Source organism: Aeromonas sp. FDAARGOS 1405 (assembly GCF_019048265.1).
GTDB classification, from domain to species: domain Bacteria; phylum Pseudomonadota; class Gammaproteobacteria; order Enterobacterales; family Aeromonadaceae; genus Aeromonas; species Aeromonas veronii_A.
On the sequence record NZ_CP077311.1, the window covers coordinates 3,707,677 to 3,729,957 of the forward strand.

General features: G+C 59.8%; 16 protein-coding genes. 4 read left to right on the forward strand and 12 right to left on the reverse strand.

Annotated elements, in window-relative coordinates; translation table 11 throughout:
• Positions 1-19 precede the first annotated feature (19 nt).
• From ssnA to I6L35_RS16960, 3 genes are all read right to left on the reverse strand, one after another.
• Positions 20-1,348, reverse strand: coding sequence for a putative aminohydrolase SsnA (gene ssnA / locus I6L35_RS16950; RefSeq protein WP_216978832.1), 1,329 nt, complete (start codon positions 1,346-1,348; stop codon positions 20-22).
• Between the two features lie 30 nt (positions 1,349-1,378).
• The gene (ygfK, locus tag I6L35_RS16955) at positions 1,379-4,489 is read right to left on the reverse strand and encodes a putative selenate reductase subunit YgfK (protein WP_216978833.1); all 3,111 of its coding nucleotides are present in this window, start codon (positions 4,487-4,489) and stop codon (positions 1,379-1,381) included.
• 343 nt (positions 4,490-4,832) lie between these two features.
• Positions 4,833-5,369, reverse strand: coding sequence for an NTP transferase domain-containing protein (locus I6L35_RS16960; RefSeq protein WP_206525802.1), 537 nt, complete (start codon positions 5,367-5,369; stop codon positions 4,833-4,835).
• Between the two features lie 100 nt (positions 5,370-5,469).
• On the opposite strand from I6L35_RS16960, the gene yqeC reads away from it, so the two are divergent.
• Positions 5,470-6,306 (forward strand): selenium cofactor biosynthesis protein YqeC, encoded by an 837-nt coding sequence (gene yqeC, locus I6L35_RS16965; protein WP_216978834.1) that lies wholly within the window; start codon positions 5,470-5,472, stop codon positions 6,304-6,306.
• Between the two features lie 39 nt (positions 6,307-6,345).
• Positions 6,346-7,938, forward strand: coding sequence for a selenium-dependent molybdenum cofactor biosynthesis protein YqeB (gene yqeB / locus I6L35_RS16970; RefSeq protein WP_216978835.1), 1,593 nt, complete (start codon positions 6,346-6,348; stop codon positions 7,936-7,938).
• Positions 7,939-8,008: 70 nt separating this feature from the next.
• On the opposite strand, the gene I6L35_RS16975 is transcribed toward yqeB, so the two are convergent.
• The 8 genes from I6L35_RS16975 to ygeW form a co-directional block, all read right to left on the reverse strand.
• A protein-coding gene (locus I6L35_RS16975) for an IS3 family transposase (RefSeq protein ID WP_216978836.1) occupies positions 8,009-9,228 on the reverse strand; the annotation gives its coding sequence in 2 pieces (ribosomal slippage) (positions 8,009-8,880 and positions 8,880-9,228; 1,221 coding nt in all).
• Between the two features lie 139 nt (positions 9,229-9,367).
• On the reverse strand, positions 9,368-10,453 hold the full coding sequence (locus tag I6L35_RS16980; protein WP_216978837.1) for a calcium/sodium antiporter: 1,086 nt from the start codon (positions 10,451-10,453) through the stop codon (positions 9,368-9,370).
• Between the two features lie 160 nt (positions 10,454-10,613).
• Positions 10,614-11,537 (reverse strand): DMT family transporter, encoded by a 924-nt coding sequence (locus I6L35_RS16985; RefSeq protein WP_216978838.1) that lies wholly within the window; start codon positions 11,535-11,537, stop codon positions 10,614-10,616.
• A gap of 193 nt (positions 11,538-11,730) precedes the next feature.
• Complete coding sequence (gene arcC / locus I6L35_RS16990; protein WP_216978839.1) at positions 11,731-12,663, reverse strand: carbamate kinase; 933 nt, start codon at positions 12,661-12,663, stop codon at positions 11,731-11,733.
• Positions 12,664-12,758: 95 nt separating this feature from the next.
• On the reverse strand, positions 12,759-14,183 hold the full coding sequence (gene hydA, locus I6L35_RS16995; protein WP_216978840.1) for a dihydropyrimidinase: 1,425 nt from the start codon (positions 14,181-14,183) through the stop codon (positions 12,759-12,761).
• A 105-nt stretch (positions 14,184-14,288) separates the two neighbouring features.
• Positions 14,289-15,506 carry a YgeY family selenium metabolism-linked hydrolase gene (locus I6L35_RS17000; RefSeq protein WP_101530615.1) on the reverse strand — a complete coding sequence of 406 codons (1,218 nt, stop codon included), beginning with the start codon at positions 15,504-15,506 and terminating at the stop codon, positions 14,289-14,291.
• A gap of 125 nt (positions 15,507-15,631) precedes the next feature.
• Complete coding sequence (gene dpaL, locus I6L35_RS17005; protein WP_139408281.1) at positions 15,632-16,831, reverse strand: diaminopropionate ammonia-lyase; 1,200 nt, start codon at positions 16,829-16,831, stop codon at positions 15,632-15,634.
• 138 nt (positions 16,832-16,969) lie between these two features.
• Positions 16,970-18,157, reverse strand: a complete 1,188-nt coding sequence (gene ygeW, locus I6L35_RS17010; RefSeq protein WP_005336811.1) for a knotted carbamoyltransferase YgeW — start codon at positions 18,155-18,157, stop codon at positions 16,970-16,972.
• 612 nt (positions 18,158-18,769) lie between these two features.
• On the opposite strand from ygeW, the gene I6L35_RS17015 reads away from it, so the two are divergent.
• Entirely contained in the window at positions 18,770-19,363 is a 594-nt protein-coding gene (locus tag I6L35_RS17015) for a hypothetical protein (protein WP_216978841.1), read from the forward strand.
• Between the two features lie 41 nt (positions 19,364-19,404).
• On the opposite strand, the gene I6L35_RS17020 is transcribed toward I6L35_RS17015, so the two are convergent.
• On the reverse strand, positions 19,405-20,409 hold the full coding sequence (locus tag I6L35_RS17020) for a Wadjet anti-phage system protein JetD domain-containing protein (RefSeq protein WP_216978842.1): 1,005 nt from the start codon (positions 20,407-20,409) through the stop codon (positions 19,405-19,407).
• A 211-nt stretch (positions 20,410-20,620) separates the two neighbouring features.
• Between I6L35_RS17020 and I6L35_RS17025 the strand changes: the two genes are divergently transcribed.
• Positions 20,621-21,862, forward strand: a complete 1,242-nt coding sequence (locus I6L35_RS17025; RefSeq protein WP_216978843.1) for an alpha/beta fold hydrolase — start codon at positions 20,621-20,623, stop codon at positions 21,860-21,862.
• The last annotated feature ends 419 nt before the right edge of the window (positions 21,863-22,281 follow it).

Consider the following 22,281-nt stretch of genomic DNA (forward strand, 5'->3'; position numbering starts at 1 on the left):
AAACGTGCGGAGGGTGGCCTCAGGCCAGCTGATCCATCCGTTGCCACAGGCGGCTCGCCACCTTGCTGGCCTGCTGATAAATGGGCTCGACGTCAAAGGCGAACTCGCGATCCTGATAGACCATGCGTCCCTCGACCATCACGCTGTTGACCGAGGATGAGCCCATACCGAAGGCGAGATGGCCGCCGAGGTTGCGCGGCGCCAGCGGGGTCGGTGCGGCGTAGTCGCAGATGGTGAGGTCGGCCTTGTAACCCGGCTCCAGGCGGCCAAATTTGGCGCCGAAGTTGCGTTCCAGCAGGGTGTTGCCATTCCAGAGGAAGCGGGCAAAGCTGTCGGGCCAGAGCGCTCCGCCGGCATCCTTGTGTTTGAAGTAGGCGAACTTGAGCTCTTCGAGCATGTCGGAGCCGATACCATCGGTGCCAAGTGCCAGATTGCGATACTCCGGCAGGTGCATGTTGTAGCCCACATGGTTGTTCATGTTGGAGCGGGCGTTATGCACCAGGAAGGCATCGCGGCTGTTGAGCAGCTCGATGTCGGCCGGGCTCAGGTAGATGCCGTGGGCGATCAGGGTCTTGCTGTCGACAAGGCCAAACTCGTCCAGCCGGGCGATGGGCTCCTTGCCATAGTGGTGGTGACCATGGGCCATGTCGTAGCGGTCTTCCGCCACATGGATATGCAGCCCGCGACCGGTGACCTGCACCGCTTCGCGCAGCATGGCGAGTCCCTCGTCGGGCACGGTGAAGGGGGCGTGGGCGCCGATATGAGCCTCCACCAGATAGGGATCGCTCCCCTTGGCCTTGGCGGCATCAATGGCCTGCGCGAACAGGATGTTCTCCTCCACCCCGGCCTGCAGTTCGGCGAGGCCGCCGTTGCGATCCGTAGTCTCGAAGCAGGTCATGCCACGCAGACCCGCCTCCATAAACCCTTTGCGCAACACATTCAGGGAGCCCTTGATGAAGTTGGGCGAAGCGTGGTGGTCGATCACCGCACTGCAGCCGCTCTTGATCGCTTCCAGCGAGCAGATGAGGCCGCTGTAGTAGAGGGACTCTTCATCGAGCGCCCGATCGAGGCGCCACCAGAGGTTTTTCAGGGTGGAGATAAAGTCCGGGCAAGGGGCGATATTGGCCATGATCCCCCGCGACAGGCCGGAGTAGAAGTGGTTGTGGGCACAGACGATGCCCGGCATCACCAGCTTGCCCCCCATCTCCCGATAGTTGGCCTCCGGGTAGAGGGCCCGCAGATTGGGCCCCACCGCTTTGATAAGCGATCCTTCGATGGCGATATCCACCCCTTCCAGCACCCGGGTCGGCTCCAGCTGGACAGCGGTGACGTTCTTCAGAATAAACATGGTTTGCTCCTTCGCTTATTCGTGGTTCGCTCAGGCCTCGACGGCCCCCAGCAGGTAGTGGTGATGAGCATGGACATGGCTGATGATCCGGCACATGTCGCCAAGGGCCGCTGGCGCATCCTTGATCCGGCTCTGGGCATCTATGGTCAGGCGATAGGTCTCGCCATCCTGACGCACCCGCAGTTCGCCACCGTCAGCCAGATAGAAACCGGGGTTGCGGCTGTTGTCGAAGTCCTCGGGCAGGCTGAAGATGGTGACCTTGTCCTGATAGGGCTTGCCCTGCCACGGGCAGAACTGGGCGCAGTTGCCACATTCGTTGCAGTAGGCATCCAGGTGCAGGGTCTGGAACTGGTCTTTGAAGCCCGGCACCGCTATGGCGACGTTGGCCCGGTTGGGGCAGACATCCACGCACTTGCTGCAGAGGTAGTTGCACTCGAGACAACGGTGCGCCTCTTGCGCCACGAAGGCATCGCGCTCGCTCTTGTCAACCATGGTGACGGCGATGCTCCCCTTGCGACGGTAGATCTCATCCTTGCCCGACGGCTGGATGGTCACTTCACTCTGCTGGCTGGCGATATGCTCGCGAGAGAGCACCAGATCCGCGGCGCGGCGGGCACCACCGATGGCACCGACGATCGAGGATGGGCCGCTCTGCACGTCACCGATAAGGAATACGTTGCGACGGCTGGTTTCGCCGGTCTGGCCATCCACCTCGGGCCAGCCATCGTTGCCAAGAGGAATCCCCATCGCTTTGAGCACCTCGCAGTCAGGCTGCTCGCCGATGGCGGTGATCAGGGCATCCATCTGCATCACTTCGGTCTGCTCGGTAGGCACCGGACGGCGGCGGCCCTGCTCGTCAGGATCCCCCAGCGCCATCATCCGCACGACAAGCTTGCCATCTTTGTCAAAGCGCTCCGGATTGGTGAGGAAGCAGAAACGCACCCCATCCTCCACCGCTTCCAGATACTCCTCGCGATAGGCGGGCATCTCTTTTTCGCTGCGACGGTAGATAACGGTCACATCGCTGACACCGGGCACCTTGAGGGCAGCGCGGGCACAGTCCATGGCGGTGTTGCCGGCACCGATCACCGCCACATGGCGGCCCAGCGGCAGCGGTTTGCCCTGATTGAAGCTGCGCAGGAAGTGGAAGGATTTGTAAATCCGCTCGTGACCCCCCTCGAGGCGCATGCCGCCATTCTTGTCGGCACCGATGCCAACGAAAACATAGCTAAAGCCCTGGGCATGCAGCTTGTCGACGGTGAGCGCCGGATCGCAGCCAAACTCGAACTTGACCCCGTGGGCGGCGACAAAGTCGATGTCATGCTGGATAAGTTCGGCCGGAATGCGGAACTCGGGGATGATGTGCTTGACCACGCCACCGGCATCGGCTTCACGCTCGAACACGGTGACCGGGTGACCGGCGCGGGCCAGGAAGTAACCGGCGGAGAGACCGGCAGGACCGGCGCCAATCACCGCAACCGGGTGCTTGTCACCGCTACCTGCCGGTTTGTGCCAGCGCGCCTTGTACCCTTCCCAGCCGCGCTCCAGCGCCACTTTTTTCAGCTCGCGGATATTGAGCGCGCTGTCGTAGTCGAGACGGGTGCAGTTGTACTGGCACTGGTGATCGCAGATATGGCCGGTGATGGCGGGCAAGGCGTTGCGCTGATAAATCAGCTCAAGGGCCGCCACATACTCCCCCTCGCCCATCAGGCGAATGTACTCGGGGATATCCTGATGCACGGCGCAGGCGGTGACGCAGGGTGCCACATAGCAGTCGGTCAGCGGCAGGCCGCCACCCACTTCGATGCGATCGTCGGACTTCCACTCCTTCTGGGTGTAATCCATAGTGAGGGCCTTGGCGGCAAGCGTTTCCAGCTTGGCCACATCTACCTGACTCATGCCCCAGCTGTCAGAAGCGTCGATCTCTTTGAGGCACTCGATCTGGCGCAGGTAGCCACCCGGTTTCAGCAGGTCGGTGGCCATGGTGATGGGACGAATACCGGTCTCGAAGATCTCCGCGATATTGAACTTGCTGGCGCCACCCGAGTAGGAGATGGGCAGCTTGCCATCGAAGGCGCGAGACAGCACGGCCGCCACGTTGATGGAGAGCGGGAACAGCGCCCGGCCGGACATGTACATCTCATCCCCCGGCAGTGCCCCTTTGCGGTTGATGGTGCCGAGGGTGTTGGTCAGCTTGACCCCGAAGGTGAGCCCCTTCTCGGCCCCCAGCGCCATCAGACGGGTCAGCATCGCCTTGGCCTGATCCAGCTTGAGGTCGTGATCGAACGACTCTTCGCTCAGACCAATGTAATCAAAGCCGCAGGTATCGAGGATCTCGCGCACCCGCGGGTAGCCCAGCAGGGTCGGGTTCAGTTTGACGAAGGTGTTGAGTCCCTTCTCTTCCAGCATGTAGCGGCAGATGGCCTCAATCTCGTTCGGCGGGCAGCCGTGCATGGTGGAGAGGGTAACACCGTGCACCAGCTCGGCCGGGATGCGATCCACCAGCTGTTGCAGACGATCGCGGCGCGCCCCCAGCCCCAGCTCGGCGATAAACTGCTCGTCGGCCACCAGCTCACGTACCACCTGCTGGTATTCAGCAAATTTCGGACTTTGGCTTGCATCCATCAGGCTGTGGATAAACTGCTGCATTGGTGGCTGTTTGATGCCGTCAAGGTTGTAACCCACGCTCATGTTGAAGATAAAGGACTTGGCCTCTCCGTCGAGGCGCGGGTCAAACACCTCCTCCAGCAGGTAGAGGGCAAACCAGGCTTTCAGATACTCATCAAACGCCTTGGGCAGGGTGAACTCGGTAGACCACTCGGTGTTGAAGCACTCGTCTTCGGCGTCGATGCAGGGCTTTTCCAGTTCGAGACGGTCCAGGATCTGCACCGTCTTGAGCTCGATAAAGCGCCCGCCAGTCAGCCAGGAGGTGACGATGTTCTGGGCCAACTGGGTATGGGGGCCGGCTGCCGGGCCGATGGGGGTCTCGCAGGTTTCACCGAACACCTTGATCTTGCGCTCGTCCGGCTTGCGATAAAATTGTGCGGCGGGAATACCGAAAATGCTCTGACTCTCTTTATATTCCGCAAAAATACGGGTCAGAAGGTTCTTGAAGGGAACGGGTCGCATAATATCGCCCATGGCTATCTCCTTGCAGCTGTTCTGCGCATTGGCAGCATGAATAAATGGGGTATCCCGCACGGGTGTTCCCCCTTGGCAAGGAGAAGAGCAACTATCAGGCCACTACAGTTACAAAACGAGCTACAAAACTATTTTTTAGGGTAAAAGCGTGAGACAGCTCCAATTAATGATGAGAAATTACGATGTCACCATTATGGGTATTGCGAGTAGTTATCAATCACTCTGGAATTTACTTAATGAGCAGTTCAAAAAGAACTCGCCCTATCAGATTAAGTGCGAGAAATATCACTTTGATACGCCATTTATCTCCCCGTTATCTTTTTAAACTGGGTTATTTCGTGGGCTAACTCTCATTTTCAAGAATGCCACCCAGCAGCGCCTGATAGCGCTCCGGGGTATCCACATCAAACAGGATGGCGGGGCTGTCAACTGGCACCATACGGTGCGGATGCCCTTGCAACCAGCACCGTACCGACGACTGCACCGGGGCCGCTGCCAACTCGCGGGCAAGGGATTTTGGCAGCAACACCGGATGGCCCGCCTCCCCCTGCCAGGTGGGAAAGAGAGCCTCACAACCCCGTGCCTGCCAGAGCTGTTGATAGACCTCGCGCGGGATACAGGGGAGATCCCCGTGGCTGATAAAGAGGTAGTCAGCGTCACTGGCCGCCAGGGCGCAGCGGATGGAGCTGCCCAGCCCCTGCCGATAGTCGGGGTTGTGGACGACAACAATATCCGGCCGTGACCCGTAGCGGGCTTGAAGTTCCTCGCCACGATGGCCCACCACCAGAATAACCCGCTGACAAAAAACCAGGGCATTTTTGAGACTTGCATCAAGCATTGTCCCCTGGCAATAAGGTAGCATCATTTTCCAGGTACCCATTCGGGAAGATAAACCCGCCGCCGTTATTATACAGTCACACTGCACTTGTTCCTGGCAACGTTGTTTTCCACTCCCTTCGATATTTATTTTGGTCGTCATTATGTCGCTACCACATGTTGTTGCTATCGCATTTCCAGATATAGATCCGCTATTAAACCCGCTCACCGAAAATATTGATAGCCGTACCACCTTAATTAGCCTCTGCGGGGCCGGTGGAAAAACCAGCACCCTGTTCTGGCTGGCGGAATATTTTTATAAACAGGGTAAAAAGGTGCTAATTACCACCACCACCCGGATGTTTCTACCTGCCCCGTCACACTATCGGGAATTGATTATTGAAGCCGATCCCGTCCGCCAGCTGACCCGCTGCCAGCAACTGCCCGATAAACCGACCCTGGTTGCCCTGTTCAGCCATCTCGACGAGCGCACCGGCAAGGTTGCAGGGCCGGATCTGCGCCAAATCGACCTGCTCAAAGGACAGAAGCGCTTCGATCTCATCCTGGTCGAAGCGGATGGCGCCCATCACAAGTTATTGAAAGTGCCCGCTTTGCACGAACCTTGCATTCCACACCAGAGTGACTGGGTGATCGCCCTGCTGGGCGGCGCCATGGTGGGAGCCAATGCCGAACCGGCGCAGATCCACCGCTGGGCTGAATTGCAGGCCCTGTGCGGGATTGCGGCGGGTGAGCCACTTGACTGGGCACTGTTTGACAGGCTGCTCTCCCACCCCGAGGGGGTGTTCAAGGGCACCCCGCCCGGGGCGCGCCGGATCTGGTTTATCAATGGCGATTATCAAAATGAGGCGTCGTGGCTGGCGGAATTGATAAAGCTGCAGAGCCGCCACCCCGAGATCCACGCCATCTGGCAGGGGGCCGTGCGCGAATCCCCCCCCATCCGTCACCTGATCTGCACAGCTCCGCACGGGGAGGCGCTTTAGCCTCGCCCCTGACGTTTTAAGGATGAAAAGAGGTACCTTATGAATCTGTTTGCACACGCAGCCCGACTGGAACAGGAGAACACGCCGTTTGCCATGGCCCAGATCATCGAGAGCCGGGGCTCCACACCGCGCCATCAGGCCCAGATGCTGGTGATGGCCGATGGCCAGATCCTCGGTACCATCGGCGGCGGCATGATCGAGCGGCTGGTGATCGAGGAAGCGATGGCCGCCATTGCCGAACGCAAGCCCCGTATCTTCCACGGCCGGATGGCACGCAACGGTGAGCATGCGGTCGGGTCGGATTGCGGTGGTGCAATGTCGGTCTATATCGATGTCTATGGTCTGCGACCACGGCTGGTGCTCATTGGTGCCGGCCACGTCAACCGGGCTGTGGCCCATGCTGCGGCGCCGCTCGGCTTTGATGTCCATGTAGGGGATTGCTTCGAGGGGAGCCTCAACCCTGACCTCTTCCCCGCCGGTACCCATCTGGTGCAGGCCGATACCATCAGCGCGGTGATCGATAAACTGGCCATCGAGCCCGCCAACTTCGTCATCATCGCCACCAACCATCAGGACAAGGAGGCGCTGGATCGGCTCATCAGCCGTCCCCTCGCCTATCTGGGGCTGCTCGCCAGCAAGCGCAAGGTGCAGACCTTCACCCAGGCGCTCCGCCAGCAAGGGGTGAGCCAGGAGCAACTGCAGCAGCTGCACGCCCCCATCGGCTACAACATCGGCGCCGAGACCCCCGAGGAGATCGCCATCAGCATTCTCGCCGAGTTGTTGCAGGTGAAAAACGGCAAGGCAGGCGGTCTGATGCAGGATGATGTGCGCCTCAAGCGGGATCAGCTGGTGGTGATGCGCGGCTCCGGCGATATCGCTACCGGCGTGGCGCTGCGCCTGCACAATGCCGGTTTCAAGGTGGTGATGCTGGATCTCGACAAACCCACGGTGATCCGCCGCACTGTCGCCTTCGCCCAGGGGATGTTCGACGGTGAAACAAGCGTCGAAGGAGTACGAGCCAAGCGGGTCGAGTGCGTCGAGCAGGCGTTCGAGCAGCTGGATCGGGGCGTCATTCCGCTACTGGTTGACCCCGACTGCGCCACCCTCACCGAGCTCAAGCCCCGCTATCTGGTGGATGCCATCCTCGCCAAGCAGAACCTCGGCACCCACAGGGAGATGGCCCCCATTACGGTGGCCCTTGGCCCGGGGTTTGAGGCGGGGCGCGACTGCGATGCGGTCATTGAGACCAACCGCGGTCATCATCTGGGCCGGGTCATCTATCAGGGCCCTGCCCAGCCCAATACCGGCATTCCCGGGGTGATCGAGGGGCACTCCGCCCGCCGGGTGGTGCGCGCCCCCGTCGCCGGGGTGATGAAGAGCATGATCAAGCTCGGTGATCTTGTGCAGGAGGGGGATGTGATCGCTCACGTGGGGGACGCCCCCATTATCGCGCCGCTCTCCGGCATGGTGCGGGGGCTGCTCAGCGATGGCATTGAGGTGACCATCGGCTTCAAGATCGGTGACATCGACCCCAGAGGCGAGCGGGCCGACGCAACTACGGTATCGGACAAGGCCCGCGCCATCGGCGGCGCCGTGCTGGAAGCCATGATGCATCTGGCCCAGCGCAGATAACGGCTCTTCGCGTCCCCCTCATGTCTAGTCCTGAAATAGGTTTACACATTTTCAACTAGCATTTCTCTACTCAGAACCCCCTATGTACCGCATCGGGGGTTCTGTATTTCAACGCATGATGCGGTCGCTCCGCGTTGTAAATATCTACTGCTTCACGCACCATCTCCCGCGCTTGCGCCAAATCCTGCGGGCTTTGCAACAATAACTCTCCTTTCAAAATCCCGTTCACCCGCTCCGCCAACGCATTCTGATAACAGTCATACCCATCCGTCATCGAGCATTTCACCCCGTACCGTTCATGTAATGACTGATACAGTCCCGAGCAATACTGCACGCCACGGTCTGAGTGATGGATTAGCTCCCCGCTGCCACACCGTTGCTTCAGCGCTTTCTTGAACGCCATCGCCACCGACTCCGCGTGCATCCCTTCGTGCACGTGATGGCCCACTATCTTGCGTGAGTAGGCATCCGTCACCAGGCTCAGGTACAGCGGCCCGCTCCTGGCTGGCAGATAGGTGATATCAGCGACCCAGACCTGCTCCGGGGCCACCGGCGTAACCTGCTCTGGTCCCGCTTTGAGCAAGTTGGGATGACGGTAGAAACGGTGAAAACTGTGGGTGGTCTTGTGATACGCCCGCTTAAGCTGCACCAGCAGGCGGTGCTCGGCCAATATCCGAAACAGCCTGTCCCGCCCGACCTTGAGCCCGCCATCATCCTGACCCTGCAGCAGATAATGCAGCTTGCGAGTGCCCACCCGAGGTTGTCGCAGTCGAACCTGACGCACGAAGCGCACCACCTGCAAGCCCTGTGCATGGCGCTCGTCGGCGACCCGATTGCGCTTGTAGTAAGCCTGCCGGCTTATCCCCAGAAACAGGCAAGCCCTGACAATGGTCAGCCTCTCGACTTGCCGCTGCGAGAGGACTTGCCGGGTCGCTTTTTTACGATAGAGACGCCGTAGTCATTCTTCAGTACATCGACGACGGCCTCAAAGAACTGGGCTTTCTGACTCATCAGCGCCAGCTGTTGCTCGAGTTCCTTGATACGCTGCTCGGGCGTCTGGTTGTCGGGGTCTGGCATGGTGATGCTCCTGCCGGCACGAACAGAAGCCCCCTGGCTCCAATCTTGCCGACCATGTTTACGCAACCATACCAGAACGGTGGAGCGGCCCTGAATGCCATAACGCACCTGAGCCTGTTTGTAGGTGAGCTCGCCTTTTTCAATCTGCTCGACCAGCGCCAGTTTAAAAGTCAGCGAGTAATCGCGCTGTGTCCGTTTCACACCTTGTCCCATCCGGTTCTCCATTTATTGGGAGGAAAGGTGTAAACCATATTCAGGACGGGACATCACCAAGCAAAAAGCCCCACCATGATGGTGGGGCTTTTTTCGGCCTGTCGGTTGATGCAGCGCCTTTACATCAGGAGAACCTGCATCACGACCGGGTTCGTTGCAATCGCCAGGCTCGCACCGCCAGCACAACCAGAGTGATGGCAGTGAGCGGCAACACAAAACCGGTTAGCGCTGCACTGAACTGACCTTGCAGCGGACTGGATGTGGCGTGGAGGATCAGCCAGCAGGTGTAGCCGATGTAGTAGGCCAGAAACAGCGCCCCTTCCCAGCGGGCGATGGTGTAACCGGTAAAGAAGATGGGCAGGCAGGCAAGCGCCACCGCAATCATTACCGGAATATCGAACTGAAGGGCGGTGGCCGACACTTCAAGCCCACCGGGAGTGACGATGGAGGTGAGCCCCAGCACGCAGAGGATATTGAAGATATTGCTGCCCACCACGTTCCCCACAGCGATATCCCGCTCCCCGCGCAGGGCTGCGACGATGGAGGTCACCACTTCGGGCAAGGAGGTACCGGCCGCCACTATGGTCAAGCCGATGATCAGATCGCTCACCCCGAAGTAGTGGGCAATCTCCACTGCACTGCCAACCAGCAGGCGGGAGCCGAGGATCAGCAGACCCAGACCTGCGGCAATAAAGAGCAGATTGCGCAACCAGTTGCCCGCCGTACTCGCTTCACGGGTACCAAACTCCTGCTCGTACTCCACCTGCACCGCTTTGTTTTCCCGTCGACTCTGGACAAAGAGAAACCCGGTGTAGGCGATGATGCCGGCAAACAGCAGCGCCCCTTCCAGTGGCGCAATACGGCCATCGTAGCCCAGCAACAACACCAGAAAAGAGACCACTATCATCAAGGGAACGTCGAGACGTACCAGTTGCTGGGAGACGGTCAACGGTACGATCAGTGCCGAAATACCTAAAATAAACAGCACGTTGAAAATGTTGCTGCCGACCACGTTCCCCACAGCTATCCCTGCCTGCCCCTCGAGGCCAGACTGGATGCTCACCGCCAGCTCGGGAGCACTGGTCCCAAAGGCCACTATGGTCAATCCCACCACCAGTGGCGATATCCCCATCATGGTGGCGAGGCGAGATGCGCCCCGCACCAGAGATTCGGCCCCCACCACCAGACACACCAGGCCTACAGCCAACCACACCAGCGTCATCATACGGTCTCATCCTTGCCGTTAGGTTCGTTGAAATAATCACAATAAATCAGATACCTGTGCTCCAGCACAGTCAGACCACGCAATTGTAACGAGGGGCTGGTCCCCTGTCGCGGGCTCTTTTGAGTGCTGTTTATCGTGCCACTGGCAGCCCAGTCACCACTCAACCGTGCTTGATGCGGGTCTCCCCCGCCACCGACACCACAGAGCGCTTGCCCTTGCGGCTGATGACGATAAGCGCCAGCACGATAAGGGCGATGCCGCTCCCCTCCACCGGCCCCGGGTTTTCCCCCAGCAGCCACCAGGAGAGCAACACGCCGGTCACCGGCACCGCCAGAGTGCTGAGGCTGGCGATACCCGCTGGCAGTTTTTTCAGCACAAACAACCAGAGACTCCAGGCGATGGCGGTAGCGAAGATGGCGCTATAGGCCAGCGCCCCCATCACGTAGGGCTGCCAGTCGATGGGGCGCTCCGGCACCAGCGCGGCCACCAGCGCCATCACTATGGTTGCGTAGATCATCTGCCAGGTGGTGAGGGACATCAGATCCACCCCGGGATGGCGGGCATACATCCGCTTGGCGATGATGGCGCTGATCCCCCAGCAGATACCGGAGGCAATCCCCAGCAGCGCACTCTTCATGGAATCCAGGTGCAGTTGCCAGGGCTGGATCACCAGCAGCAGCCCGCAGGCGGCCACTCCGACCGCCAGATAGTGCAGCTTGCGCATCCGCTCACCGAGAAAGAGCGCCGCGAAGATCACCACCCAGAACGGCATGGTGTAGCTCAGAATAGCCACCTTGCCCGCCCCGCCGCTGATCAGCGCCCACTGGGCCAACCCCACCATGCCGCAGGTCTGGAACAGGGCGATGGCGAGGGTATAGCGAAACGGGGTGGGTTTGAGATAACGGCGCCCGCGCAGGGCCAGTACCAGCAGCAGAACCAGAGACCCGCACAGGCAGCGCAGAGCGGTGAACTCGAAGGCCCCCGCGTAGAGCATCACCTGCTTCATCACGATCCAGCTGTAACTCCAGATGGCGGTGAGCAGGATCAATCCCACCAACGCCGCCATATTGATCTTTCCACTCATCTCTCACCACGCATAGCTCTGCCTTTCGCCTTTTGTTCCGATGGGCCAACCCTTATCGGGGTGGCTATCTTACCCCTGTGCTGGCGGGCTGCCCACGATCTATGGGAAATCGACCTCAGCCACAGTAGCGCCCGAGCCAAAAACATCAGGGGGCCAAGGCCCCCTGTCTATCACCCCGTCATCGCTTTGCACGCTACAGGCTGATCACGGTACCGGTCTTGCCAGCGATCCCCTCGGCTGCCTTTTCCAGCAGGGTGATCAGGGATCTTCGCCCCGGCAGAGATGTGGCAAACGAGAGCGCAGCCTCCACCTTGGGCAACATGGATCCTTTGGCAAACTGCCCTTGGGCGATAAAGCTGTTGGCATCGGCCACGCTCAGCTGATCGAGCCACTGCACTTCGGGCTTGCCGAAGTTGATGGCGACCTTCTCTACCGCGGTAAGGATGATCAGCATATCGGCGTCGATGAGCTCCGCCAGCTTGGCACTGGCCCAATCCTTGTCGATCACCGCGCTGGCACCGCGCAGGTGATTGCCCTCCCGCAGCACCGGAATGCCGCCGCCACCGACGGTGATCACCACCTGACCGGCGGCCAGCATGGCAGATACGGTCTCTTTCTCGATGATATCGACGGGTTTGGGGGATGCGACCACCCGGCGATAGCCACGGCCGGCATCCTCTTTGAGCCGCTCGCCCTTGGCCATCAATGCCCCGGCCTCCTCCTTGCTGAAGAAACCGCCGATGGGTTTGCTCGGGTCGAGGAAGGCAGGATCGTTTTTATCCACCTCCACCTGGGTCACCAAAGTGGCAACCGGCTTGTGGATGCCGCGTTCAAGCAGTGCCTCGCGCAAAGCGTTTTGCAGGTCATAACCGATATAACCCTGACTCAGGGCCACGCAGACCGACATGGGCAGATGGGGCGCCTTGGGGTCATAGCGGGCCGCAACCTCGAACGCCTGCTGGATCATCCCCACCTGCGGGCCGTTGCCGTGGGTCACCACCACCTCATGCCCCTGGGCGATCAGGTCGGCAATGGTGTGCGCCGTGCTCTGCACCGCCTTCATCTGCTCGGGCAGGTTGTTGCCCAGCGCATTGCCACCAAGGGCCAGTACGATTCTCTGTTTCATCTTGTTATCTCCAGTGATGGGACAAGCCGGCGCAATACCGGCCCACCTTTCGTTGTTCACATAACCTTGCTGCTCTGCGTGTTTCGAACTGATTGTCAGCCGGCCACTGTGGGGCAAGGCGAGTGCAGCTCCGGCGCCAAGGCCGGATCAAAGGGCGCTCTGGCCAGAAAACGGCCGTGACCACGCCGCCCCAGAAACTCGCCGTCGCGAGCGACTATCTCGCCGCGGCTCAGGGTCATTCTGATCCGGCCGGGGCAATGCATCCCCTCGTAGGGGCTGTAGTCGCCGTTGTCGTGCAACTGTTGATGGGAAATCAGGGTGTCACCACGGGGATCCATCAGCACCAGATCAGCGTCAGACCCCGGTTGCAGGTTGCCCTTGCGCGGCCAGAGGCCAAACAGGCGCGCCGAGTTGGCGCTGGTGAGGGCTACAAAGCGGGACGGCGAGATGCGCCCCCCCAGCACCCCGTGGGCAAAGAGCAGCAGCATCCGGTTTTCGACCCCGGGCAAGCCGTTGGGGCAGCGGCTGAAATCGCCCTCCGAGAGGGTCATGCGCTGGGCGTGGGAGAAGTTGCAGTGATCGGTCGCCACCGTGTCGATGTCACCCGCAGCGATACCGACCCACAGCTTGTCCTGCTCGCGGCGCGAGCGCAGCGGCGGACTCAGCAGATAGTCGACCCCGTTCTCCTTGTAATAACACTGCTCATCGAGCAGCAGATATTGCGGGCAGGTCTCCACCCAGACCGGTTGCCCCTGACGGCGCGCCAGTTTCAGATACTCCAGCCCCAAGCCGTTGGAGAGGTGGACGATATAGAGCGGCGCATTGCCAGCGAGCCCCGCCAGATTGATCATCCGGGCGATGGCCTCCGCCTCGCACTCCAGCGGGCGGCTTTGCGGGTGATACCAAGGCTCATGATGGCCGGCGGCCAGCAGGGCCGCCCGGCGCGCCGCGATGGCGGCATCGTTCTCGGGATGGACGGTGGCAAGCGCCCCCACCTCCTTGAGGCGAGCCAGCGCGCGCAGCACGTCGTGATCCCCCAGCTTGTACTGGTAGGTGAGATAGAGCTTGAAGCTGCTGATCCCCTCCTCCTGCACCATGGCGGCCATCTCGTGGAGGATGGCGTCATCCACATGTTGGACAACGCCGTGAAAACTGTAATCGATCACCGCCTGATCGGCGGCATAGTCGTGATAGCGGGCCAGCTGGTGATGCAGATTGCACCCCGCCGGACCAAATCCCATGTGATCGACGATGGTGGTGGTGCCACCACAGGCGGCGGCACGGGTACCGCTGAAAAAGTCATCACAACTGCGGGCAATGCCCACGTCGATGTTGAAGTGGGTATGGACATCGATACCGCCCGGCATCACGTAGCAGCCGCTGGCATCGATCACGTCGGTCTCGCCATCGGGCTGGATAGCGGCGGCTCGCGCGCGGATCACCCCGTTATCGATCAGCAGATCCTGACGATATTCCCCCTGCGCATCGACCAGCACACCGTTTTTGATCAGCCGTTTCATCCCCACCACCTCGAATATCACTTCAAACAGCAAAGCCCCGCCTCAATGGAGACGGGGCACTTGCAACAGCCGGGCAGCGATGGCAGTCACCACCCGGCAGACCCCTTACTTGTCCAGCTCGGCCAGATAGAGCATGGGGATCACGGCGTACATGGCGGCGCACTTGACCAGATGCTCTTTCCAGGTCTTCTCGTTCGGGGCGTGGGCCTCCGGCTCTTTACCCGGGCCAAAACCGATGACCGGAATACCGTGGCGACCCATGATGGAGACCCCGTTGGTCGAGAAGGTCCACTTGTCCACCACCGGCTCCTTGTTGAACAGCTCGCGATAAGCCTTGGAGAGGGTTTTGACGGTGATGTGATCCTCTTCCACCTTCCAGGTCGGGAAGTAGCACTCGGTCGGGTAGACCAGACCGGTATAGGCCGGACGGTCGTACTGGTACATGGAGACCTCGGCACCGGCGGCTTGCACCGCAGGCAGGGCGCGGATCTCGTCGAGTGCCCCTTGCCAGGTCTCGCCCCAGGTGAGACGGCGGTCGATGGAGACGGCGCAGCTGTCCGCTACGGCGCAGCGGCTCGGCGAAGTGAAGAAGATCTCGGAGACGGTCAGGGTGCCCTTGCCGAGGAAGTCGTCGTTGCCGAGGTTGTGGCTCAGCTCCTGCAGCTCGCCAAGGATCGGGCCCATCTTGAAGATGGCGTTGTCACCGCGCTCCGGCGCAGAGCCGTGGCAGCTGACACCCTGAACTTCAACGCGGATCTCCATGCGACCACGCTGGCCACGGTAGATCTGGCAGTCGGTCGGCTCGGTACTGACCACGAACTCGGGGCGGATCTTGCTCTGCTCGATGATGTACTGCCAGCAGAGGCCATCGCAGTCCTCCTCCTGCACGGTACCGGTCACCAGCAGGGTGTACTGATCTTCCAGTCCCAAATCCTTGATGATCTTGCCCGCATAGACCATGGATGCCATGCCGCCTTCTTGGTCAGATGCGCCGCGGCCACCGATGATCTCGTGATCTTCCATCCCCTCATAGGGGTCGAACTTCCAGTTGGCCATGTTGCCGACGCCCACGGTATCGATGTGGGCATCCATGGCGATCAGGTGCGGACCGTGGCCGATATAGCCCAGCACGTTGCCCATGGGGTCGATCTCGACCTTGTCAAAGCCAACCTTCTCCATCTCCTGCTTGATGCGCAGCACGACGCGCTCTTCATCGCAGCTCTCGCTCGGGATGGCGATCATGTCGCGCAGGAACTGACTCATCTCGGCCTTGTACTGGTAGGCCTTCTCCAACACCATTTCAAACGGAATTTGCTTGCTCATTGTGATTCTCCATAACAACTGAGAGTGCGCGGCCTGTTCGTCGGCCGCGCCCTGTGCCCGTTACCGCGCACCGTTGGCGAGGCGCGATCAATGCTTTAATTCGTGTCTCTGCTCTGGCGGGAGAGCTAGTCGCAGGCAGGATGTTTGCCTTCCCACACCACTTCCCGGTAGTGCTTCACATCGGTGTCCCCTTCGGTGTTGATGATCAGCACGACCGAGTTGCTATCCAGCCCGAGACGCGCCATCAGCGCCGCGCGATCCGGGTGGTGACGCACCGCAGCCAGCACGCCGGTACCGACCGAGCCGGACTCACCGGAGATGATGCGGGGGTCATTGCCAAGAGGGTTGCCAAGCACTCTCATGCCCAATGCCGACACCTTGTCGTGGCAGGAGATAAACTGGGTGGTGCAGCTCTTGAGCAGCGGCCAACCAAGCGGATTGGGTTCGCCACAGGCAAGACCGGCCATGATGGTGCGCATGTCGCCCCCCACGTTGACCATCTCCCCCGCCACGCCGGAGCGGTAGATGCAGTCGGCCTGATCCGGCTCGACGACTATGCTGTGCAGATTTTTCGCCCCGAAGCAGTCCACCAGATAACCGAGCACACCGCCCGCCAGCGCCCCTACCCCAGCCTGCAGCAGCACGTGGGTCGGCTGCTTGATGCCCATATCCTGCATCTGCTCGACCGCTTCGTCGGCCAGGGTGGAGTAACCCTGCATGATCCAGGTCGGGATCTTGGTGTAACCCTCCCAGGCGGTGTCCTGCACTATGTGCCAGCCGCGCTCTTCGGCCATCTTCATGGTCAGGCGCACGGTGTCGTCGTAGTTCATGTCGGTGACGATGCACTCGGCACCGAGATTGAGAATGTGGTCAACCCGCTCCTGGGCAGAGCCCTTGGGCATGTAGACCACCGCATGCTGACCCACCTGCTTGGCGGCCCAGGCGACGCCACGACCGTGGTTGCCATCAGTGGTGGTGGCGAAGGTCATCGGCTCCTTGATGGTGCGTTTGATGAGATCGAAGGAGAAATCTTCGATGGCCACCCCGTACTTTTCACAGAGCAGGTTGGCGATGGCATAAACGCCACCCAGCATCTTGAAGGCATTGAGGCCAAAGCGCTTTGACTCGTCCTTGACCAATATATTTTTCACCCCGATATAGGCGGCCAGATCTTTCAGGTCGCACAATGGGGTCGGCTCATAACCGGCCAGTTTTTTATGAAAAGCGCGAGCCTTTTGTGCTTCGGCGCGAGAAAACAGCGGAGATGGCTCGGCGGTAAAAAAGCGGTTATCGGCAATATCCATCTTCAGCGAAAATTGGGACATGCTTACCTCACTAGGCGTTACCTGACAAAGAGCTGCCTCGCCGGGAGATCCGTTATCCAGATACCACGGGGAGAAAACTCGAAATAATGGATTCGACAGCGTGGGCAGGATGAATATTCACCCTGCCCCTGCTGTTATTTATTTCACCCGCTTTTGCGCCTCTTTAATCAGATTTTCCAGGGTTTCTGCCGGCGCGGAGAATTTACGAGCCATGATCATGGCGGCGATAATATAGGGCTTCCAGCTCGCCTCTTTATAAGTGGCGATACGATATTTCTCGAATACCCCTTCGGTCACTTCACCCTCTTTGCAGGAGACGCCGGAAATATCGGCCGGCAGGCAGTGCATATAGAGCGCCTCGCCCCCCTTGGTGAGCTTCATCATCTCCTCGGTGCAGTGCCAATCCTTGTGCTTGGCGTTCTGCTCAAGGCAATGTTTCTCCAGCTCTTTGAGACCGGCGTGGTCATTGGCACGCAACAGCTCGGTACGCTGCTCCATCACCTTGTAGGGAGCCCAGGACTTGGGATAGACGATATCTGCATCCTTGAAAGCCTCTTCCATGGAGGTGACCTGACGGAAGCTGCCGCCGGAGGCCTTGGCATTCTCTTTGGCCACTTCGATCACGTCCGGGATCAGGTCATACCCCTCCGGATGGGCCAGGGTCACATCCATACCGAAGCGTGTCATCAGACCTATGATGCCCTGCGGCACGGAGAGCGGCTTGCCGTAGCTCGGGGAGTAGGCCCAGGTCATGGCAATCTTCTTGCCCTTGAGGCTCTCCAGGCTGCCAAAGTGCTCCTGCAACCAGGCGAGATCAGCCATGGACTGGGTCGGGTGATCAATGTCGCACTGCAGGTTGACCAGCGCCGGACGCTGGGGCAGCACCCCCTTCTCGAACCCTTCATCCAGTGCCGCGCCCACTTCACGCATATAGGCGTTACCGGCACCGAGGAACATGTCGTCACGGATGCCGATGGCATCGGCGCAGAAGGAAATCATGTTGGCCGTTTCACGGACGGTCTCGCCGTGGGCGATCTGGGATTTACCCTCATCCAGATCCTGCTGGGCCAGACCGAGCAGGTTCAGCGCAGAGGCGTAAGAGAAGCGGGTTCGGGTGGAGTTATCGCGGAAAACCGAGATACCGAGCCCGCTGTTAAACAGTTTGGTGCAGATATTTTCGGCGCGCAGGGTCTTGAGGGATTCGGCCAGTTTCAATACCAGCTCCAGCTCCTGAGGCGTTTGCTCCCAGGTCAGCAGAAAATCTTTTTCATGCAGGTTGGATTTGAGTGCTCTGATCTCTTTGATTAATTCGTTAACTGCTTTCATCGTTCGCCCCAATCATTGGATGAGATATGGATAGCTCCCCTTTCACTCACGATGTCACCAGCATCCCGGTTGTGGGTGAGCGCGTCGGTTAGCGTCGATATGAGGCAATCAATAACCGTGCCAAACCAATAAAATGCAGGCAGATATTAATAAATGGCGAAAGTGTGTGATGCCACCCACAAAATCAGCGGCTATTTAAGCGGTTTATTCAATAAAAAGCTGAGCGGATCAGCCAAGCCATAAAATAGCCGAGTGATAATAATCAGAGGCGATATCTCGGCATCGGTGAGAATTATCATCAAAGGCCCGTTTCAGGGGCTGAAATGATATCAGCTGGGCTGTCGTTATCATTATGATAATGCCGTGCAGCGACTTGCTCTTTTGTTACCACATCTTCTGCAGAAATGTCACTGCCATCTCGCATCCCTTGCACTCTCCACCCGTATCGCCTCTCGCCTTATCTTCCGGCCACATTGCTGGGCGCGGTTGGCCCAAGGTGCTAACGTGAATACGCCAGCTGCGCATCTGTATCGGATGCTCAGAAGAGGCCGACGTTCACGACCGCAACTGCGCGGATGAACCTGCATGACTTACATCTTTGAGGGATTATCTATGTCCAAGAATGCTGCTCTGCTCATCACCCTGACCCTGCTCGGGATCGCCCCTGCCCACGCCATCAGCGCCAAATATGCCGAGCAGCTGGAGCGCTCCGGCTGCACCCAGGTCACCGAGGCGCAGGGCTGTGACATTCACAAAACCAAAGCGGAAAATGCCAAGGCGGGATTTAGCGCGGCCGCCCCAGCCGCGGAGGGCGGTCTGAATCTCAGCTATGAGCAGAAGCTGGAGCGCTCGGGCTGCACTCAGGTGAGCGAGCTCAATGGCTGCGATATCAACAAAACCAAGGCTGAGAACGCAGCTGCCGGTGTTGGCAATGCTCCGGCCGCGGCAACCAGCGCCAGCCCCTATGCGGGCAACTGGATCGCCACCTTCCCCCAAACCGGCGCCACCGTGGCTAATATCCGCATCGATGGCAAGGATCAGGTGTGGGTCAACGACAAGAAGGTCAATGCCAAGAAATCCGATGGTGCGCTGGTGTTCAAGGATGGCATGGTCATCTACACCATTCAGGGGGATCGCCGCATCAAGGGTGAAGATGGCTGGGTCGATAATGATGCCGGCACCAAGGGGCCCATCAACGCCAAGTAAGCAGCTGACCACAAAATGACGGGGAGCGCGGGCTCCCCGTTTCACACCTGATTGCCCATCGCTTCCAATGACCAGCTCCACCAGCGAGGCGCCAGAATCAATACCTCCTGCTCCAGCCAAGTCCCGTCTGTGATCAGTTTATCGAGCCAGGGAACGCCTGCCAACGCGCCATGACTATCGACCTGATCAGCCTGCTTAGTCACACGCCAGGGCACCTTGCCACTGTCCGTCGCAAAGGTGCGTACCGGACGGGCATAGTGATCCAGATAAGGTTGCAGCTCACAGGGAAGCCAGAGCATGGCCGGTCGATTTAGCTCGCGCGCCAGCTCGATGGCAATATCGATACCCCGTTGATCGAGATCGCCAAAATGGGCCCACTGCACGCCCGCAGGCAGCAGCGGGATCAGCTGTTTGGCCAGGGTGGTATTGCGACCGGGGGCAAAAAGCAGCAGTTGCCCGGGTTGCAGCGGGTAGTCGACAAAGGCCCCCTTGTTCTCCACCGTAATGACCCGCTCCCCTTGCCAACCGATGGCAGCCAGCATGCCCAGAGTCCGCTCCGGCAACGCCAACTCTCCCAACAACGCCATCATTGCAGTCATATCGTGCTGCTGACCCTGCAGATCGACCAGTGAGAGCGGTTCGAGGGTACGGATGCGGATCACCTCATCCTGCGTGAGCGACAATTCCGCAAGCAGTGGCGCGGCAAGGGATGCTGACCGCGGATGCTTGCTGTCCCCCTGCCAGAGGGCATAAAAGCAGGCCTGATTGAGCCGTGCAGGCAAACTCACTCCCATTCGTTGCAGCTGCTCCCCCTTGTCCGGTTCGGGGGGCGCAGCCCGTGCCAGTTGTCCGGTCAGATAAGTCCGCCCCGCGTCGGTCAACGCATAATGAGCACCTCGGCCAACCGGCTTGATCCCGGCCACTGCCTGCAACAGATGCTTCAACTCGCGGCCATGCCGACTCTCAAGGGAGCAGCCCTTTCCGTTCTGGCTATCGAGCAACCGTGCACACAAATCCTGTACCCGCATCTCATCAAACAGCGACATCCTCACCTCTCCATGTGGCTTCATATGACGAAGTAGAGGTGATTTTCCCTGTCATTACCGTGACCGGCTTCGCAAGCGGTTCTTATCAGCCCCGCCATGCATGGCCCGTACTGGTAAACCCGCTACAAAGGGCGCAAGCTGGTTTGATATAGAGATACGCTGCGCTCTTCGCGGCACGACAACGCGATACCCGCTTTCACAAGGGCTTGCCATGACCGACGCCACAGACCCATCGCCATCCTCTTCTTGGCATCTTTCGGATATCCGCGAGCTGGCGCACCTGCTGACTCTGGTGCTGCCCGCCGCGGTAGAGATCACCGAAGCGGTACATCAGGCGGTACTGAGCGGTATGGGGCTCAAGGGACGGGATGAGGGAAAAACAGCCGGGATCACCGGGCTGGTCTACAAGGGGGTACACGGCACCGCCAACACCCTGGGCAGCGGTATCAACCATCTGCTCAGCCGCCTGCCAGCCACTCCGCCGCCCCACCAGATCCCCGAAACCCCGAAACGTGCAGCCCTGATCGCCACCCTCAACGGCGTATTGGGGGACAAGCTGGTCGAGCACCACAATGCCCTCGCCACCCCCATGACCCTGCGCTATCAGGGCAAGCCCCTCGATTGGCAGGCGATGCCAAAGGATCTACCCCGCGAGGGACGGGTGCTGCTGATGATCCATGGCCTCTGCATGAACGATCTGCAGTGGCAGACCGAGCATCAAGGCAAGCCGGTCAATCACGGGGAGCAACTTGCCAACGCGCTTGGCTATCAGCCTCTTTACCTGCGCTACAACTCGGGCCTGCCCATCGTACAAAACGGGCAGCAACTTGCCCTGTTGCTGGAGCAGTTGCTCGCCCACTGGCCGGGAGAGCTCAAAGAGATAACGATAATGGGCTACAGCATGGGCGGACTGGTTGCCCGCAGCGCCTGCCACCATGCCAGCCAGGCCGGGCTCACCTGGCCTGCGCACCTTGCCAACCTGATATTTCTCGGCACACCACACCACGGCGCGCCGCTCGAACATGTCGGTCACTGGCTGGAGCAGTTGCTGCCCGCCACCGCCTACAGCGAGCCCTTCGTCAGGCTGGCACGACTGCGCAGTGCAGGCATCAGGGATCTGCGCCACGGCCAGGTGATCGATGAGGTAGCCATACCCGATCCCGCCGCGCCCTTGCGCGCTCCCCGCATCCCACTCCCCTTGCCCGGTGGCGTCAACTGCTATGCCATTGCCGCGACCACTGCCGCCAAGCGCAGCCTGCTGGCCGACCGGCTGATTGGCGATGGACTGGTGCCGCTACGCAGCGCCCTCGGCCAGCACAACGAAGCACGCCATCAGCTTGCCTTCCTCCCCGCCCATACCCTGATTGTCTATCGCACCAGTCATATGGCCCTGCTCGCCAGCCCGCAGGTTGGCCAGCAACTACTGCGCTGGCTCAGCCCCTTGCAGCTATAGCGAGCTGGCTATTAAAGCAACAGAGTGCTGGTTCACAAAGGAGCCCTGTGGCACTCTGAGACGTCAAAGGGAAGACCCACACTGACACCTCATGTGTCCCCACTGCAAAGGAGCGCCACGATGGCCAAAGCAAGCAAGAAAGAGATCAAGAAGAAGATCGCCGCTCGTCTTGAGAAAATTGCCAAGCATGAAGGCAAGATCAAGAAGCTGAAGAAGGCCCTGAAGTAGGGCCCACAGCATATGAAAAACCGCCAGCTGGCGGTTTTTTCATCCCGATTTTCGCCCCTTTACCATCGTTTTGATACCAATGGCCTTGATGTAAACGCCTCAAGCGCACATCAGCAAAACAACCCGGCTGAAACCACGCACGTTCTCATCACCGCTATTTGGTCTAACAGCGCCAATCGGGCGCCGCGCCC